Raw genomic sequence first — 18,826 nt, 5'->3', positions numbered from 1 at the left:
ATTCCTACTCGATCCGGTAAATCTGATGCGTATGCCTTTCCTTAAACACCTTTTTTCCCTGAGCCGCCTGCGTTCATCCGCGTCTTACAACGCGCTTTGCCAGAATAAACCTGTCATTGAATTCAGTCCGGAAGGGATCATCCATAGCGCCAGCCCGCAGTTTCTCTCCGCGATGGGTTATCGCGCGGATGAGATCATCGGCCAGCACCACCGCATTTTCTGCCCGCCGTCGCTGGTCAATTCTGCGGAATATACGCAGTTCTGGCAGCGCCTTACTCGTGGCGAAAGCTTTAGCGGCAAATATCTGCGCCTCGCTAAGGGCAATCGCCCTGTGTGGCTTGAGGCCAGTTATATTCCCGTCACCAACCGTCACGGCGCGGTGACCCGAGTGATAAAAATTGCGGCCGATATTTCTGAGCGCATCCATGTTGCGCTTGAGAAGGAGGCGATCGTGAATGCCATCGGTCGCTCAATGGCGATTATTGCCTTCAGCCCGGAAGGGATCGTGCTGGAAGCGAATGACAACTTCCTGAACACCACTGGCTATAAACGAGAAGAGGTTATCGGTAAACATCACCGTCTCTTCTGCTCGGAAACGCTGTATAAAAGTGACGAATACCGCCAGTTCTGGGAGAGGCTGAACCAGGGTGAATTTTTCTCCGGTCAGTTTCCACGCCTGAACCGCCGGGGCGAGCCTTTATGGCTGAGTGCAACCTATAACCCTGTGTTTAACAGTGACGGGCAGCTTTATAAGATTGTGAAATTCGCCACGGATGTCACGGCAGATGTGCTGCGCAACCAGCGGGAGCAGGAGGCGGCGGTCCACGCATGGGATATGGCGGTGCAAACCCGTGGCAGCGCGCAGAACGGTGCTACCGTTATCGAAAACAGCATCCGCATGATTGATACCATTGCGCAGGGAATGGGTGCGGTTTCCAGCGATGTCTCGCGGCTCAACGATCAGTCTGACAGCATTGACGGGATGGTTGAAACCATTCGCAGCTTTGCCATGCAGACAAGACTGATTGCACTGAATGCCGCGATTGAAGCTGCAAGGGCGGGCGCGTCCGGACGCAGTTTTGCCGTGGTTGCCTCAGAAGTGCGTACGCTTGCGGCGAGCGTCAGCAGCGCGACGGAAGAGATCGAGCGGGTTGTAGCCAGCAATAATCAGCTCGCCAAAGAGGTGCTGAACGGCATTGAAAACAACCTGATGAGCACCCGCCAGGGGGTGACACTGATGCGTGAAGCGGGCGAGGTGATCGCCAGTATCCAGAAGAATGCGGCTGGCGTTGAGGCCGCGGTTAAAGATGTCGCCCTTTCCGTCAAAGCTGACTGATTTCAACAAACAGAAATGCGCCACGCCATAACCTAAATTTCACGTCCAGGCCAGGAGAGGGTCGAGCACGCAGAGCGCTGCGCTTAGCTCCCCTCTCCCCTCTTTTCTCCTTTTTAACCGCTGTGCACGCCTATTGATACGCAAGGAACAATCAATTGAAGCCTGCGATCGAAATAATTTAATCCTGTTAAACAATAACTTAATTATAAATCTGGCCGCCTCGTTTCAGGCCAACAGTTTCATTATGAAATTATTTACTTCTCTCCCCCTATCTTTCCGTAAAAATCCTGCCACAATTCACTCAATAAAATCGCGCGTAATTAGTTAATGCGCTATTTATATAACGTAACGACAACACACTTTGCCACCGCTACCAAACAGGGCGCGACTATGAAAACATTAAAAAACTACACTATCCGCCGCGTCGTGTTATGGATCCTCCTGACGGCGCTGGCGCTGATTACCGCCACCGGCGGTTATGCGGCCTTTGCCGTACGCGACATGAACAAGCAGGCGGATCAGAGCACAGCCCTGACTCAGCAGGCGATCTTCATCTCCCATGCGACACTGGTGTTGCAACAGGGAAGCGCAGCTGAAAAAGCGGCCCTGATAAATGAAATCCCTCCGGGCGCAGAGTGGGCCACTGAAGCGTTATCTGACTCCGCCAGTGCCTGGAAAACGCAGGCCAGCGAGCATCTGGCGGCGTTAACCCGTAAGTCTCATGACAATAGCGCGCAGATTGCCGCCGATCGCACTCACCTCGATATCATACTGATTGTTGCCCTGCTGGCCGCCGCCGGGCTGGTACTGTTTTGCGACTGCTACCTGGTTATCCATCTGGTGAAGCCGGTTGGCGATATCCGTGCCCATTTTCGCCTGATTGCGCAGGGGGATTTAACCTACCAGCCGCAGGATATCGGCCGTAACTGCGTCGGTCAGATGATCCCGCTGGTGCGTGAGATGCAGAACAGCCTGCTGACCACCGTAAGCGCGATCAGCGAGAACAGCGATGCGCTGCACCGTGAAGCACGTGAGATTGCCGCCGGTAACAGCGATCTGGCAAACCGTACAACCCAGCAGGCGGCAGCCCTTGAACAGGCGGCATCCAGCATGGAGGAGTTGACCTCAACGGTCAGCCACAACGCTGATAATGCGCGTCAGGTTCGCGATCTGTCGGTGATGACCGCGCACACCACCGAGAAAGCAAGCAACCTGGTGGAGACCCTGGCCAGCACCATGAACCGCATTGCCGATGGTTCTGAGCAGATCCGCCAGTTCACCTCCACCATCAACAGCATTGCTTTCCAGACCAATATCCTTGCATTGAATGCCGCTGTTGAAGCGGCGCGTGCCGGCGAGCAGGGCCGCGGTTTTGCCGTGGTAGCAACAGAAGTACGCTCCCTCGCCCAGCGCAGTGCGGCGGCGGCGCGTGAAATTGAGTCGCTGATCAAATCCGCTATTACCTCGGTTCATGAGGGCAAAGATGTGGCGGAAGATGCCGGTGAGGCGATGAGCGAAGTGAAAGGCAATGTCGCCAGCGTCAATGCGCTGATCGGCGAAATCGCACTCGCCTCCGATGAGCAGAGTAAAGGCATCTCGCAGGTGACTCACGCGGTTGCCGAGCTGGATCGCGTCACTCAGCAGAACGCGGCGCTGGTGCACCAGATTACGGCGTCAGCCAGCAACCTTAATGGCAGAACGGAAACTCTGCGCGGCGTGGTGCAGCACTTTACGCTGCCGCTCACGGTGAGCTGAGCTTCCTGAAGTAACGTGTTATACGGGACGAGGCTACGCACCGGAGAAGTCGCCGGACGTAGTAATAAAAAAGCAGACGTCTTTTATCCTCTTCGTCTTATTTATAACGGGCAGTGCCGATGTCGCGGCTGCCCGTTTTTTTTCTATTTTTTTGGACAACTGAAATATTCTTCTTATTTATTAATGGTGTTGTTATGAAATTTAACCATCCCCTTCCACTTTATGCTCTTCCTCCCCGGCTGGCGGGCGCTGATGGCGTAAATTAAATTGTGAAATAAATGTGAGACCGCACCTTTTACAGGCATCAGTTGCGCTCCGTTACTGCTAATATCAATACAAATCATATTTGCATTGGGCTGACGTTGCCTGCCGGTATGCTTCCATCCCGCTGTAACAACTAAAAAACGTGTTCAGCACCTTTTATCTCTTTTTTTACCCACCGTCCACAGCCGGTTGGGAGGCAACAATGTTACTCAATATCGGCGACGACAAAGAGCGCCATTTTCTGGCGTTACAGGCCCTGCTGAGCCCGGATGACAGCCGCGATGATGTGCTGCGTAAAATTACCCAGCTCGCCGCCAGAATGTTAAAAATACCCGGCAGCTTTATTTCCGTACTCGATGATGAGAATCAGTATGTGCGGGCAGCGATCAACTTCCAGCTGGAGACCTCGTCGCGGGTTAACTCCTTTTGCCGCTATGCCGTCGACAGCGGTAATCCATTTATCGTGCCGGACACTTTGCAGGATGCCCGCTTTGTCACGCATCCGCTGACAGTTGCCAGCCCCTTTATCCGCTTCTATGCGGGCGTGCCGCTGACCACCCGCGATGGCATTACGCTCGGCACGCTCTGCGTGGTGGATACCAATCCCCATACGGTGACCAAAGAGCAGATCGATACGCTGCGGCTGCTGGGCGAGCTGGCGATGTCGTTTCTGGAAGCCTGGCACTATGCTGGCCTGACGGATGCCATTACCGGGCTGCCGAACAAGCTGCATCTGCTGCGCGATATCCAGTTGCTGAACGCGACGAATGATATCGCCGAGCGCAACCTGATCCTGATCGACTGTATCGACATGCCGCGTGCTTTCGAACTGGCGCGCACCCGCGGGATGGCGCCCGTTGAAAATCTGCTGCGCGATATGGCGATTATGCTGCCTCTGCGCCTGCGCCCGCTGAAGTGCGGCAAACTCTATATGGTAGCGACGGGCCGCTTTGCCCTGCTGACGCGGGCGTCGGACAATATTTCGGCCTGCGCCATCGCCAGCCGCTTGCAGGGCGTCAGCGCCGAACTGGAGCCTGGCATTACCGTCGAGTTCCGCGTCCACACCGCGGGCAAAAACTTTATCCCCGGCGATCTCTCCGCCAGAGAGGTGCTCAATAAAGCAGTGCATGCCCTGCATGAGCGCATCCGCCAGAACACCTTCCAGCTGCCTGAAACCATTATTGATGAGGATGCAGCGGCCATGCCGGTGCTGATGGAGGAGCTGGCGCAGGCCATCGACGGCAAACTGCCGGGGCTCTATCTCGTCTATCAGCCGAAAATGTGTCTGCAAACTGACGCGCCGGTTGGCATTGAAGCGCTGATCCGCTGGCGGCATCCGCAAAAAGGCGAACTGTCGCCGGGGATGTTTATTCCCTTTGCGGAGCAGGCCGGTCTGCTACAGGATCTGACAGGCTGGGTTATCGCCAATGTGATTACCCAACTGGCAGCCTGGCATGCGCTCGGGCTTGCGCTGCCGGTCTCCGTTAACGTGAGTATTCAGGATATCTCCGCGCCCGGCTTTGCCGACAGCCTCGAAGCGCGCATGATCCGCGCCCGCCTCCCCACCAGCCTGCTCGGCATTGAGTGTCTGGAAACTGAACGCATCATTGAGAGCGCGGCGGCGTTGAAAGGCCTTGAGATGCTGAAACTGCGCGGCTTCCCCATTTCGCTCGATGATTTCGGCACCGGCTACAGCAACATCAGCTACCTGCGCCGTATGCCGATCGACATCATCAAACTGGATCAGAGCCTGATCTCCAAACTGTCGGAAGATACCGCCTCGCGCATTATCGCCCGCAGTATTATCGGCATGCTGAAAGAGCTGGATTATGTCGTGCTGGCGGAAGGGGTGGAGAATGCGCAGACCGGTGCAACCCTGCAAAAGTATGGCTGCGACCAGGCGCAGGGTTATCTCTATGCCCGCCCGCTTCCGGCCCAGGAGATGAGCAGCTGGCTGGAGTGGAAGATCCGTACCTGATATAGCAACAATTTGCCGTTTGCTCACCCATATCTTCGCCAGGCGACGGAACGCCAAAGAAAATATAATTATCAAACAGTTAGTATTATGTCGCCGCCGCTTCGTAATACATATATACATTTAATGTATACAAGATCGCGTATTCACAAATAGTGTGATTGAATTCATTGCATCCCGGAGTAATATTCGTCTGAAATAATGTCTTCAAATGGGTAGTCCATGAAAAACGTCATACTGAGTATGCTAATAAAAATGTCCAGGATGGACGCGCAGATGAAAGAGCTGACCGCCCAGATCGAGGCGCAGTCGCTGGTCGTTGCCGCCCTGACGCTGACCGTCGGCAAAGGCGGCGGGCTGGATGAAATGGTGGCAAGCATTAATAAGTCGATTAACTCCGTGCTGGAGACGCCCGACGCCGCGCTGCAATCCGACGCCGAGCTGCTGCTGGTGAAATTTCATGAGCAGGTGGAATTAACGCGCGCCGTCAGCAAAGAGTCGGATGAGATCCCCACCGTCGTTACAGGTGGTGACCTGACAACCGATCGACCCGGGCAGAGCTAACCTGCCGCTTTTTACCCGGCGTTAACCCACGCCTGGTTCTGTATCACCACCCGGTAGCCGTCGGCATCGGCAAAGGTGCGCCCGTGACGATCCCAGTAGGGGTTAAACGACGCCATCCCAACAAAACCGGCATCCAGCATCGTTGCGCAGACCTTTTCCCACTCCGCTTTGTCGGGGTAGTAGAGCACCAGCAAATCTTCGTCCGTCTGCGAGGGTTGCACCGGATGATGGTGGCAGAGGGTTAATTCCATATGCCAGCCTAATCCTTCCCGCCCCAGCATCACGCCGCTGAAACCTTCATGATCGCTGAAGTCCGCAATACGCTTCAGCCCTAATCCTTTGCTGTACTGCTGATAAGCCTGCTCAAGGTTGGTCACCGGCCTGGCAATTCGCATATGAGTAAACATTCCGCGCTCCTGTCATTGGGTTAATTGCCTTTAGCCTACACAGAATTCGCGGGTGGATTTGTCGGTAAGAGCTTGCCAAAGAAGGAAAATAAAAAAGCCCGCCGGGCGGCGAGCTTTTTCGTGCATCACGTATGGATTACTCTTCCGCCAGCATCTTCTCTAACCGCGCGCGCACGTTATCATCCGGCTCCGCGTGGAAGGCGGTTTCCAGCATGGCGTGCAACTCGGCCGGGAGCTGCTCTTCCGGCCAGCCCTCCAGCGCGTTGAGCGCCATCAGGCGGTTACGCACCACCGGGCTGCGCAGGCCGGTTTTGATCAGCGACCAGCCCATACCGGGAAAACGGTTGAGATCCTGGAGGATAAAATCGAGCGCGCCGTGCTGGCGATACTCCGCGCCAAGGCCCATCAGCGTATCTGGTCCGCTGGCAATCGCCGCAAGATCAAGCTGCTGCTCAGCGAGTTGCAGAATGCGCTCCATGCGCTGCGGGCTTTCGGTCTGCATCAGTTCATACCAGTTCGCTTCATTGGGCACCGTCTGCTGGCGGGCAAAAACCTGCTCCCAGGTGTCGATGCCTAACAGCTTCGCTGCGCGCAGGGCGAGGTAAAAATCGCCGTTATCGCAGGCGGTTAAATCCTGCTGCACGCGCGTCAGCCACTTCTCCTGGGCGACAATCGCCTCGACATCCTCCGCAATCTGCTGGCGGATCTCATCGCTCCAGCCTTCCGCCTGCAGCGTCTCCCAGTTGTTATCTTCATCACCGGCAAACGCGCCGATGGCGTTGGTATTGAGTAAGTTGCGCAGATCGTCGTTTTGACTGCGGCGCAGCAGTGTGAGGTAGCGATGGCAGGCCTGCGCGCCCTCCGGGTAGTCATGGATATCGCGCGCCGGGCCGCCGGCAATCAGCGCCGCGAGAATATCGCCCGCGCCGGTCAGCACGCCATCATCCACCGCGTCGACCGAAAGCGCCGCCAGCAAGCGCCCTTTGGTGGCGCAGTCCCAGGCGGTGTACTCATCCATCACCGAATTGGAGTAGCCCTCGCGCAGCAGCCACTCTCGCGTGGCGGGCGAGACCTCATCCGGCAGGCGCTCGATAAGCTGAATACGCCCCCAGCCAGTTACGCGTTTCGCCAGCGCCGTCAGCGTTGCATCAAATGCCTCTTCCGGCAGCATGTTGCGCAGGGCGACGGCGGTGAAGAGAGTAAACTCCTCATGCAGCCCAAGCGTGGTCACCAGTGCGCGGTTTTCGTCGGAAGGAAAAAAGGCCAGCAGCGCAATCGCGCATTTGACCGGGTTGCGATCCGGGCTATTGGTCGCCAGCCAGACCATCAGGTCGTGAACCTGCTGCGGCGAGAGTGACGGCGCTTCCGGCAGTTTGTCGGTCAAAATATCGATGTAATCGAGCGGCGGGCGCGCTTTCAGCAGCGCATAGAAGGTGTTCATATTGGCCGGGGAGGGTTTGCGCAGCACGGCGCTTAATGCGCTGATAATCTCATCTGCCGCCTCTTCTGCGTCTGCGCCGCCGCCGTGATGACCAAACGCGCCGTCCATGCCGCCCGCCACCCAGCGCAGCTCGCCTTCAAGGGTATCTTCATCCGGCAGGGTCTGCGCCTGCTCCGGCAACGGCGCGCTGCCGTCTGCATAAGGGGAGATAAAGTGGTAGATGCTCTGCCTGTCGCCCGGCCAGGGAAGCGGGAAAGGTGCGCCCTGCTCTGCAGCCTCTTGTTTACCGAGGAGTTTTGCTAACCATCGCTGCATACTCATATTCCTTGTATTGAATTCCTGATGTTCGCCGGATGCGCAAAACGCCGACCTTACGCCTGTTTATAGCTGATTATGCCTCTGCCGCACAGAGTTGCCCCCCTGATCAAGTAGGTGATCGTACCTTTCAGAGCAGTAACAATCCCTCTACAACGAGATAAATCTAAGGGTAACGCGTGCGCTATGAATGCAATGAAGTGCTGAACGATCTGGTGAACTACTTTCTGCTTGCCGATATCCGCCTGCTGAAAAAGTTCAAAGATGACAACGATCTCGCTGACGACCTGGCAACGGAGTTTACCCGCAATGAGAGCGGCGATAAGGCGGTGCTGGAAGGCGTGCTGATCCCGATGACGGGCGTTGAAAATTACCCCTACACCATTATTTTCACTCTGCCGCCCGAAACGCCGGAACTGCTGAAAGCGGAAAACAATCTCCAGCACCGCCGCCCAGGTTACACGCTGCGCGTCGAGCATGGGCAGGTGCAGCTCTTTACCTGGCGCATTCTCGACGACTTCAACGATAAAAGTATCAGCGCGTTATTGCAGCGCTATGAAGCGCCCAATCGCCCGCATATCGCCCTTGCAAGCGGCACCTACTCGGTGGAGATCCTTGCGGGTGAAGTGCTGCGCAATGACGACTATGAGCCTGCATTTGAGTTCGTGCTGGAGAAGAACGACGATGCAAAGCCCGCAGCCGACCTTGATATCAACTATCTTTTTAGCGTCGACAGCCAGAGCTATTAATTGAGAGCGCCCAACAATGAGTAATGAGAGCGATAACTGCCCGCTTCCGCCGCTGGTTTGGCCGGAGTTTACCGATGAGCACGCCCGCCTTGCCTGGTGGCGCGACTGTGTGCAGGCCTGGCGCGACCAGTGGGATAACCCTGCGCCCGCAACGCCCGCCAGCGATGCAGAGATTGCTGATCTCGAGCAGCGCATCGGCTGCCCGCTGCCGCCGGTGCTACGCACCTATCATCAGCAGATTGGCGAACTGAACCTCGCCGAAACACTGTGCAGCGTGACGCCTGCGCAATACGCTGCGATTGAACCACTGCTGGCAGCCTACCCTGGCATTAGCGATATCCTTGAAGATGTGCCGCAGGACAACCCGCAGTGGGAGCTGGTTAATAACCTGATCGCTTTTGGCGACTATCTCGGTAACGGTAATTTGTGGTGCTTTCACCGCGAAACCGGCGAAGTGTGGTATTTCGACCACGACACGTCACCGATGCTGACGCAAATATTCCGCGATGCCGGGCAGTATCTCGACGCGCTGATGTTCAAATGCCTGCTCGAAGCCCACGGCGAGGAGGAGAATGAGGAACTGCTGCGCGAACGGCTCGGGGATGAGGTGGTAGAGAAGTGGATGTATTAATGGAAGCGGCCTCGTATTGAGGCCGCTTTTGTTTAGCGGGAGAATTTACGCGCCCTGCTCTTCCTGAATATCCTGTTCTCGTTTATCCCGCCGATAGCGCGATGGCCATATCGCATCCGGCTGCGTGCCGAGCGCCTCAGCGATTAACCGCTCCCCCTTCGGCCAGCGCCGGGTTAAAGCGTTGGCGAGAGTTGATGATGCCAACCCCGATTCACGAGATACCGCTGCCAATGAGGTTCCTTTTTTTCGTAAGCCCGCAATGATGTCGGCCGGGTGCCAGTCTAGATGTTCCATGCTTTGCTCTCCTTGTTAGTGACTGTAAAGACTAAGCTAAACCTAACATTTGAAAGGATAGGAGATCTTTAGACTTGTTAAAGAGGACAAGGTTTATCATGAGTAAAGGTTTTACATAAGCTGAAAAAATTTACGCCCTGAGTCTCACGGCGAAGGGAGGATATATTTTTTTATTTTATGAAATCCATTACAAAACTATCAAAGCTTGAGATTTCTCTAAAAATTTCACATTAAAAGTGTTGCAGAATGAAAGAAAGTGAGCATAAGATAAGTCTTAAAGCCATACGCAATAAGACCTCCAACATATCTTACTTACTTCAATTAGGCTCATCCCATGGAAACAAATTATAATGTTAGCGATCTTAAAAGTCATATATATGAGTGCATAAAAATGGGCTCTTCGGCAGTTGAAGTTTTAAATTTACTTTACAGGAATGGAAATTTTATTGGCAAAGAGTCGATGCTTTGGGATTTTAAGTATGAACTTAATAATGATAATAATTCCCTATCAAAAGTTGTGAAGCTGATATGTTCATTTTATAATAGTTATGGTGGCTATATAATTTATGGTGTTCAAGAAACAATAAAAGACAAAGAATTCCAACCAATTCAATTTAATATAGAAAATATAAAGCCTGCACAAATATCAAGTTTACTAGACAATTACGTCGACCAAACAATAGACATTACATTTACACAATCAAAAATAAATCATCGTGGTAAAGATTTTGATATAGGTGTTATTCACATTCCTCATAGAGACAAGAAGAAAATTTCACCCGCTAAATTTATCAAAGCGGCGAAAAAGACAAACCAATCAGATAACTGCGAATTCAAAGAAGGAGACGTTTACTTTAGAAAATTAGATAGATGTACAAAAGCAGAAGATCCTGAGCACTGGCAATTCCTTTTTTCCGAGCGAAAATTACAAACTGAAAAAACAAACGAAATAAGCATCAGCCTTGAGCATAATCTACCTGACAAAAAAATAATTTGTGCAGATTTTTTCGGTAGGAAAAATGTATTGAGCTTACTATGGGAGTGGCTCTCTGATCCGTTCGATTATACTAAAATTCTTGCAGGCGACGGTGGGAAAGGGAAAACATCTATTGCTTACCGTTTCTGTCAAGAATTCCTTGAATCTCCGCCTTATGGTTTTGAACGAATACTTTGGATAAGCGCAAAAGAAAAACAGTTTTCGGGAATTGAGAACAAATTTTTTGGTCTAAGACCAATTGATTTTCACGACTTCCATTCATTCCTGATGACATTAGGCGAAAACTGTGCAGTAAACCCAGATGAAATTGAATCCACCTCAATACAAAACATTAAAAGAAAAATTAGTGATGCTCTACAGTTTTTCCCAAGCTTAATAATTGTAGATAACGTTGACTCTCTTGAACATAAAGAACAAATACAATTAATTGAAACATGCAAGCAACTAGGGAAAGATAAAAGTCGCTTTCTGATCACGACTCGAAACAGATTTTCCTTTTCAGATGACGCTTGCATTGAAATAAGCGGTCTTGAAAGAAAAGATTACGAGAGATTTTTAGAATTTAACATTGAAAAATATAAAATATCCCCTCCCAAAAAGAAACAGATCGACAACATTTATATTTCTACTGATGGTTCCCCTCTTTTAACACAATCAATACTTCGCCTATGCAAACTAGGTGAAAATCTTGATACAGCGATATCAGATTGGAAAGGGAAGAGAGGTGAGGATGCACGCCATGCTGCACTACTTAGAGAAATACAAGGCTTAACATTTGATGCAAAAAGAGTGATTCTGTGTATTTTTTACTTTGATAGTTGTTCAAAATCAGAATTGCAACAATCCTGTGGTTTAGGCAAAGTAAAATTAGATGATGTCATTATTGAACTTAATTCATTATTTTTAGTAAACACTCCACAATTCATTGAAAATGAAGCGAGATTTTCAATTTCAACAACAACAAAGTTAATTATTGATGGTATGCAGGAAACATTAGCTGCAGATTATAAAAAACTTAAGTTATCTATAGACAAATCTAGATCAGGCTTATCAGTTCCGGGTAAAAAAGGTAATACACAGCGTATAGGGCTAGCGATAAGCCAAGCTTTAGCACTAATGCGTGAAGAGAGAGAAAATGAGGCCATCACAACAATTACTACAGAATTACAGAGGCAACCTAAGAATTCTGATCTGCTTTTGGCACATGCTAGGTGTCTTATTCAATCTAAAAAACCCGACTATGATACAGCAAGAAATATATTACAATCAGCTTATGATAGCGGACAAGAAAAAGAAATGCTTTTTGACTTTTGGTTTAACTGTGAAAGCAAACTAGGATCTATAGCTGGTGAAATTGAAGTTTGCAGAAAAGCATTAAAAATAAAATCTAATAAAGAATTTAAATGGTCATATGAGTTGGCAAAAAGCTTAGTGCGTCGATCATCATTAAGGTCAGGCGTCGATAAAGTCAATGACTTGATTGAAGCGAGTCTTTATATTTCGAAATCAATAAAAGACCCCCAAAATAAGAACAGAGAAACTCTTGTTTCTGAATCATATGAAATGCATAACCTCATATGGAAATTACTTGAAGGAGATACTTCAATTAGCTGGTCTCAATCTTTTGAGTTCATGATAGATATTATTGGACACGGTGATCTAAGGATAATAGTTTTCTCAAATGCACATAGATGCATCATTGAAGCTGAAGCTGAAGCAAGAACTATCAGGGCAAAGCATCAGGTTGATAAACTCAAAGAGAAACTAAATAAAACAATCTTCTCTCTCAAGAAAGCAAACCCTGCAATACAAGAGTTAGTTTTTGAAGTTAAATAATAGAACATGATGGTGTGGAATATTTCTCGATAACCACACCATTTATATATAAATTTTATTTTCCTTTTTTTATTGTCGCATGCACTTAACTCGATTGACCTGCTCCCCATTGATTAACACACGACGATGTTAGCAATGTCTTCATCAGCAATATGAGGACAACCCAATGAAGAAGCGTTTTTCCAACGAACAGATCATCAATATTCTTCGCGAAGCCGAGGCAGGTGTTTCCGCCCGCGAACTTTGCCATAAGTACGCCATCTCCGACGCCACGTTTTATACGTGGCGTAAGAAGTTTGGTGGCATGGAAGTACCTGAAATAAAAAGGCTTAAGACACTTGAGGAAGAAAACGCCCACATCAACAAGCTGCTTGCTGAAGCCATGCTAAATAAAGAGGCACTACAGGTGGCTTTGAGCCGAAAGTACTGACGACAGACCAGAAGCAGGAAGCCGTAACAGTGATGTGCAAAGCGACAGGTCTGTCGCAACGGCGTGCCTGCAGGCTGACAGGTTTGTCCCTGTCAACCTGCCGTTATGATGCGCACCGCCCAGCTCCTGATGCGTATCTGTCTGCATGTATCACCGAACTGGCAATGGAACGCCGACGTTTCGGTTACTGCCGTATCTGGCAGCGTCTGCGTCGTGAAGGCCTTTGCGTTAACCATAAACGGGTCTACCCTCAATGGCTTGGGCGTAAAATGCAGACGGCGCCGTAAGGGGCTGGCAACCGAGCGGCTTCCGCTGTTGCGTCCGGCCGATCCCAACCTGGCCTGGTCAATGGATTTTGTCATGGATGCGCTGGCCAGTGGTCGCCGGATTAAATGCCTGACCTGTGTTGATGATTTCACGAAGGAGTGTCTGACGATCAGCGTTACTTTCGGGATTACAGGCATTCAGGTATCGCGCATTCTGGACAGCGTTGCGCTGTTTCGTGGCTATCCGGCGACGATAAGAACAGATCAGAGGCCTGAGTTTACCTGTCGTGCGCTGGATCAGTTGGCCTTTTAACATAATGTTGAGCTGCGGCTTATTCAGCCGGGCAAGCCGACACAGGATGGCATTATCGAGAGTTTTAATGGTCGCTTTCGCGATGAATGCCTGAATGAGCACTATTTTCACGATCTTGTTCATGCAAAAGAAATTATTAGCACATGGCGGCGGGACTACAACTAATGTCGGCCTCATTCTTCGTTGAATTATCAGACCCCTTCAGAGTTTGCAGCGGGATGGCGAAACGGAGATTACGGAAATAAATCAATCGACATTACTAACTGATTATTGTGTTTAATACCGGAGGAAGGTCAGAGTGCCTGAACGAGCACTTGTTCAGCGATATTGTTCATGTCAAAAAAATAATTAATGACTGGCGGCAGGATTATAAAGAGTGCCGTCCACATTCATCGCTGGATTACCAGACTCCAGTTGAATTTGCATTGGACTGGCGAAATGGAAAATTTGAAGAAAAACCAACCGATATTACTAACTGAAGGTTGTATCTAATCTTGAGAGCAGGTCAAATCGAATCGGGCGACCGATTGGGATATCGACTCGCCCATGCTGCGAGAGGCCGGGAAGTGGAGAGTTAAGTGGATAAGGTTTGTGCCTTAATGGCGCAGCGCAAGCGCTGCAGCGTCCTCTGCGCCATGAACCTCGGCGTCAAGCAGGTGCTCGTAGATCGTCATCGCACGAGTTTTGATCTCTATTGGTGAGCGCTGGAGTGCAATCACAAGCCCTATAAATTCGCCGTCGTAGATTCCTGCCATTCCTTCTGGCGATATGCATGTAAGCTCAGTTGTAGCCTCTGCAATTTCAAGCACAAGCTTTTCAAAGTCGGGATATAACAGCAAATGCTGAAGTGAACGTATAAATAATGGGCCCATAAACCCTTTGAGTAATTCGCCATTTCCTACGACACAAGTTAGTAAGGATCGAGTCATCTCATCAGGAGGCATTCTCTCGCCACGATCTACAACTGTAGATAAAGCATGAGCCTCGAATCCTCTAACAATACTGGCGGCCGCAATGACGTAATCGTGAGAGCGATTCCTAACAACTTGACTAGGTTCGTTCCATCCCGCAGCAGCCGTAAATAACACGCCGCATCTGGCAAAAATATCACTACCAGCCATCACTCCTTCGACTAACTCGAACATTTCACCAGAAGTAGCGTTATTCACAATCACACTAGCAGCGCAAAACTCACCACCAATTTGTCTGAGGAAATTATCGCTATGTCTGAGCCAGAAGGTGACTATTTCCTGTTGTAAGCTAATACTTATCCGGGAACGTAAGTGCCACAAAGGTCTAGCTACAGCAGCATCTTCAAATGCTCCCGGAAATTTTCGCCAGATTTTCTCAATTAATTCGCCTACTCTTACCGAATCCGCCCACATCAACTCATGTGATCTGAATATTAGAATCCCGCTCCAAATTTCGGGATCTTCCGGATAAGTGACATGCAGTTCTAACTCTGCGAGCCAACCATCATAATCTACGCATTCACGATAGAGGTATGCTGCGGCTATCGCCGATAGCAACGTAAAATTTCTCTGGGGGATTGAGAGTATCCCATTGTCTCGGCCAAAAAGCATTGCTTGAGGGCGTCTTTCTGGTTTCTCATTAAGTTCACGATTGGATTTTTTTAACTCAGCGTGACGCTCAGTTTCAACTGCCAATACATTGGGATCCCTTTGTAACCAACTACGAAGGAGGTTAATGTCTCGATCCTCAAGTCCCTTCATACGCTTTGCTATCTTCTGCATTGCATCGGCAGCGTTTAGGCAGAAATCACGGGAAGAGAAGCCGCGGACATGAAGATCCCAAATCAATGCCTTAGTAGTCTTAGGGCTTACCTCTTCGATTATTGACAATTCTTGAATAGCCGCACCCGCTGCCTGCTCGTGCAGACCAGACTGAAGTAAGGGAATAATACGAATTGCCCGAACTGGAGAACACTTTACAAATGCGCCAAAAGCCCGTGATAACTCAATGACACCACCTTTTAACCAATCTTTTGCATTTTCGTGGCAATGATACTTGTCGTTAACGGTATTGAGCATTTTGATTATCGCGTCATCTTTTGCTTTTGCCATCTGTTCATGATTCATAGGAGACTCAACGAACCGCGCCAGCATCCTGCCTCGTTGCCTTACCTGAGTTGGAGTTTGTTCGGCCTTCCACTCCTCAACCTGCCTACGACGACGTGCGGTTAGGACTTTTAATGGTAGCTCGGCAAGTAAACGTAAGCGCCGCTCATCAGACCAACGCAACACACTCCGTCTCTGAGCGACCTCCTGCTCTTCTTGTAATTCAGCTTTCCAAGGCTCCCAGGACTCTATATAGTCGCGAATTCTCTCGATATCATCATGAGAGAGATGTGGAATGACTTGTGCAATCAAATGGCTTGATGACCAGCCAGAAATCATATGTACGATACCGCTTTCATCGTCGAACATATCATTACCTAGATGAAGCCGGCGATGATCTGCGAAAAGGAAAATAAGCGCATAATCCTTAAGAAGCGCCGGATTCATCGCCAATGTATCGGCTATTAGTGACTGAACCTCGTCAATCTCTATTGTTACAACAGTATCAAGTAATTTGCTTACGCCAACCGGGTCAGAAATTGCAGCTTCTTCGAGCATATCCCGCAGAAGCTGCATCAAGTGATCCTCGCCGGCGTCATATTTCCAATCGTAAGGGATAGAACCCGACTTCGGATACCTGTCCTCAGGCCATCCGTCTCCAACATCTCGCGATGCCACTCCGACAAACCAAGGTAGGAGGATTTTGGCACAATATAGCGGTACAGCTTTGCCAATCGTCTCAACACCATAAACTCTGATCCCGTCGCAATGTTCTCTAGACAGAGTCTTAGCCCAAAATGAGATGATATCTAAAGCAATACAAGCATTATCGTTTTCATGCAAAGTTCTTGCGTATCGTGATATTGCCCAATGTGCTATCGACGTACGGCAGAATATCTTGTGGATACGCATAATTGCACGTTCAGTTGCAATACCCGAGCGTTCACAGAAACTAAAAACATCTGTGTCATGCGAAGCATCCGACCAATAAAGGTCAACCAAATCCATAACATTGTTAGGGTCCTCCTTAACCTCTTGAACGAGCAGTGTGACCGCATTCCAGCGATGTTTTTCTTCCTGCATCAGAAGGGGCAGGAGCGTAAGCAGCCCTGCTCTCCAATATGACCATCTTATTGCTAACTGTCTGAATGCTCTAGTTGCAAGTACATAATCGTTTCGTGCCAGCCATTCTACCCAAGCAAAATCGCTTAGGCTTGGCTCATCAGTACTAGCTAAATAATCAGCCACAAGATGGCGCAAATGTCTGCGTGTCATATTGTTTGGCAACAATAAGCGAATAGCCATATCGTAGGAAGCCCTATCAATCCTACGCATATACTCAAGGCCGCGTAATACTGTTCCTCGCGCAAATAACCCCTCTTGGCGGTGCCATGCATACTCAGCCAGTTGTTCTGCAGTTTGAAGCGTCTTGGCCTGAAAATCGTCGAGCCAAGACTGGTGACTGAAACTGATGTTGGTATCTTCGCGAATAACGATGCCTACTGATTCGGCCCAACGTAACATCTCGCTGTAATCCGGGTCGTAGTGAACCGCTGGCCGCCATAGGCTCTCATACTTCGTCATGTCAGCTGCAAGCTGACGTAAGAACGCCATATAAGAAGCTCGTCCTCCCCCAGTTGGCAGTTTTTTGTCTAGCCATCGATCAAGCAAATTTGCTGCTGTCAGGTCTGCAGAATTAAAATCAGATTTAGTCAGATCGACATATAGGCTTAGAGCAAATGGTGTACGCAGCGTCTCTTTAAGACTATCTGGTACTAGCGTGGAGTCGATACCAAGCTCACCGAGTAACTTAGACACTCGATCGAAAGAAGGGAGTGAAAGCGCTAACTCATTTGCATTAAGCAATTTAAATCGAGCGTCGAACTTCGCCTCGAATGGTCGCGAAGAAACTATGACATGGATGGGAAGTTTATTGCTCTCTCGGCTCTCTGCCTCCTGTAGCCGTGACGCAAGACGAAGCAAGATCTGCATGCGCTGTGAACTCTGGTCCATCACTTCACTGACAGCGTCAAGCTGATCAATGATCAGCACAACCGGGGTTTCAACCGCTAGCGAGAGAAGCTCCTGTTCGACATCACCTGACATACCAAGATCGCGAGCAAGGTCGACGAAATTCTCAATATTAGGGCTAAGCATGTCGGCCTTTATCGCTAGCACAATCTGGCCGCGGGCTTTGAGGGCACAATACAGCTCAGCGAGAAGTGCTGACTTCCCAGTCCCTGCACCTCCGACGACCAGCGTGGAGCCTGCAGGATGCCTATTGATCCGCTGGATCAGATCGTTGAATTCAGGTCGATCTATATGCTTCCCCCAAATCATTTGAGGCCAATCAGCTAAACCGCGCGAACCACGTGCAATGTCTTCCTCAATATCAACTCTAGTGAATGTCGTTGGGCTCTTTAGAACCATGCCGACTGCGGCAAACTTAGCCTCGATCATGGCTTCTGCCTGATCCAAAGCTACGACAAGCTGAACCTTAAAAAAACGCTGACGGACGGCTGGCATGCGTTCCAGTAACGCATCGAGGTCGACTGGCCTAAGAAGCTTATATTTTAGGTTCGTAAGGGCCGCCCTGATATCTGGCATGACTGCCTCGATCTTCAGCGTCGAGAATGCTTCATACTTTTTAATGAGTTCGGTAACCAGACCTAAAAGCGCGGTTTCATTGGCAATTAGCCAAGTCTGTGGTGCATCGAAAAAATCGGTTGTAGTGCTGGCAGGATCCGAAGCAAGGGCAAGAATAAATTGGAAATCGGCCGCGTCTGGCATAAGCATCGGCTCAAGCACGGCATTTAAAAGGAACTTGATTACCTCACGGAGCGTGTCCGGAAGGGTGAAACCAGCCTTAACTCTTTTGCACTGAATAAGCCCTACTGGCCGCTCATCCTTCGTGAGCCAAACATCACGCCCTTGATCAGCTCCTATTACCATCAAGCGAGCATTGCTATACCACGACGACTCAGATGCACGCCCTCGATATAGGCTGTACAGGAGAAGTTCAAAATCAGCGTCTGTTAATGCAAGATAATTTGCTCTATCTGGTCCCACATGCCCTTCGTCTACTGCCCTGACGTCAGCGTATGCATCGTTAATATCATCATCTGTGAGAACTTTCATACTAGTTTTCCGTATTTGACGATTTCCAGCTACCAAC

Annotated in this window: 11 protein-coding genes and 2 pseudogenes; 9 read left to right on the top strand and 4 right to left on the bottom strand. The window is 49.9% G+C overall.

The window, feature by feature from the left end; translation table 11 throughout:
- The first annotated feature begins 31 nt into the window (after positions 1-31).
- From ACWPW2_RS20440 to iraP, 4 genes are all read left to right on the top strand, one after another.
- Positions 32-1,336 (top strand): methyl-accepting chemotaxis protein, encoded by a 1,305-nt coding sequence (locus tag ACWPW2_RS20440; RefSeq protein ID WP_454125295.1) that lies wholly within the window; start codon positions 32-34, stop codon positions 1,334-1,336.
- A 390-nt stretch (positions 1,337-1,726) separates the two neighbouring features.
- On the top strand, positions 1,727-3,091 hold the full coding sequence (locus ACWPW2_RS20435) for a methyl-accepting chemotaxis protein (protein WP_454125019.1): 1,365 nt from the start codon (positions 1,727-1,729) through the stop codon (positions 3,089-3,091).
- 466 nt (positions 3,092-3,557) lie between these two features.
- Complete coding sequence (locus ACWPW2_RS20430; RefSeq protein ID WP_454125017.1) at positions 3,558-5,333, top strand: EAL domain-containing protein; 1,776 nt, start codon at positions 3,558-3,560, stop codon at positions 5,331-5,333.
- Positions 5,334-5,552: 219 nt separating this feature from the next.
- On the top strand, positions 5,553-5,894 hold the full coding sequence (gene iraP / locus ACWPW2_RS20425; protein ID WP_279792805.1) for an anti-adapter protein IraP: 342 nt from the start codon (positions 5,553-5,555) through the stop codon (positions 5,892-5,894).
- 11 nt (positions 5,895-5,905) lie between these two features.
- On the opposite strand, the gene ACWPW2_RS20420 is transcribed toward iraP, so the two are convergent.
- Complete coding sequence (locus ACWPW2_RS20420; RefSeq protein ID WP_454125015.1) at positions 5,906-6,301, bottom strand: VOC family protein; 396 nt, start codon at positions 6,299-6,301, stop codon at positions 5,906-5,908.
- Between the two features lie 136 nt (positions 6,302-6,437).
- Positions 6,438-8,057 carry a hypothetical protein gene (locus ACWPW2_RS20415; protein ID WP_454125013.1) on the bottom strand — a complete coding sequence of 540 codons (1,620 nt, stop codon included), beginning with the start codon at positions 8,055-8,057 and terminating at the stop codon, positions 6,438-6,440.
- A gap of 179 nt (positions 8,058-8,236) precedes the next feature.
- Between ACWPW2_RS20415 and ACWPW2_RS20410 the strand changes: the two genes are divergently transcribed.
- Together ACWPW2_RS20410 and ACWPW2_RS20405 are read left to right on the top strand one after the other, a co-directional pair.
- The gene (locus tag ACWPW2_RS20410) at positions 8,237-8,806 is read left to right on the top strand and encodes a hypothetical protein (protein ID WP_454125011.1); all 570 of its coding nucleotides are present in this window, start codon (positions 8,237-8,239) and stop codon (positions 8,804-8,806) included.
- Between the two features lie 16 nt (positions 8,807-8,822).
- Entirely contained in the window at positions 8,823-9,437 is a 615-nt protein-coding gene (locus ACWPW2_RS20405; protein WP_454125009.1) for an SMI1/KNR4 family protein, read from the top strand.
- Positions 9,438-9,482: 45 nt separating this feature from the next.
- Here ACWPW2_RS20405 and ACWPW2_RS20400 read toward each other — a convergent pair whose 3' ends face one another.
- Positions 9,483-9,731: a helix-turn-helix domain-containing protein gene (locus ACWPW2_RS20400; protein ID WP_454125007.1), complete on the bottom strand. Its 249-nt coding sequence runs from the start codon at positions 9,729-9,731 to the stop codon at positions 9,483-9,485.
- 334 nt (positions 9,732-10,065) lie between these two features.
- On the opposite strand from ACWPW2_RS20400, the gene ACWPW2_RS20395 reads away from it, so the two are divergent.
- The 3 genes and pseudogenes from ACWPW2_RS20395 to ACWPW2_RS20385 form a co-directional block, all read left to right on the top strand.
- A complete protein-coding gene (locus ACWPW2_RS20395; protein WP_420778404.1) occupies positions 10,066-12,564 on the top strand; it encodes an RNA-binding domain-containing protein in 2,499 nt (832 codons plus the stop codon).
- A 166-nt stretch (positions 12,565-12,730) separates the two neighbouring features.
- Positions 12,731-13,840, top strand: a pseudogene (locus ACWPW2_RS20390) (IS3 family transposase).
- Between the two features lie 8 nt (positions 13,841-13,848).
- Positions 13,849-14,052, top strand: a pseudogene (locus tag ACWPW2_RS20385) (integrase core domain-containing protein); the annotation flags it as partial.
- Between the two features lie 117 nt (positions 14,053-14,169).
- On the opposite strand, the gene ACWPW2_RS20380 reads toward ACWPW2_RS20385, so the two are convergent.
- Positions 14,170-18,789 (bottom strand): hypothetical protein, encoded by a 4,620-nt coding sequence (locus ACWPW2_RS20380; protein ID WP_454125005.1) that lies wholly within the window; start codon positions 18,787-18,789, stop codon positions 14,170-14,172.
- Positions 18,790-18,826: the final 37 nt, after the last annotated feature.

Source organism: Kosakonia sp. Marseille-Q7440, from assembly GCF_965119485.1.
Note: the sequence above shows the minus strand (reverse complement) of the source record. Positions and strands in the feature narration are given on the sequence as shown.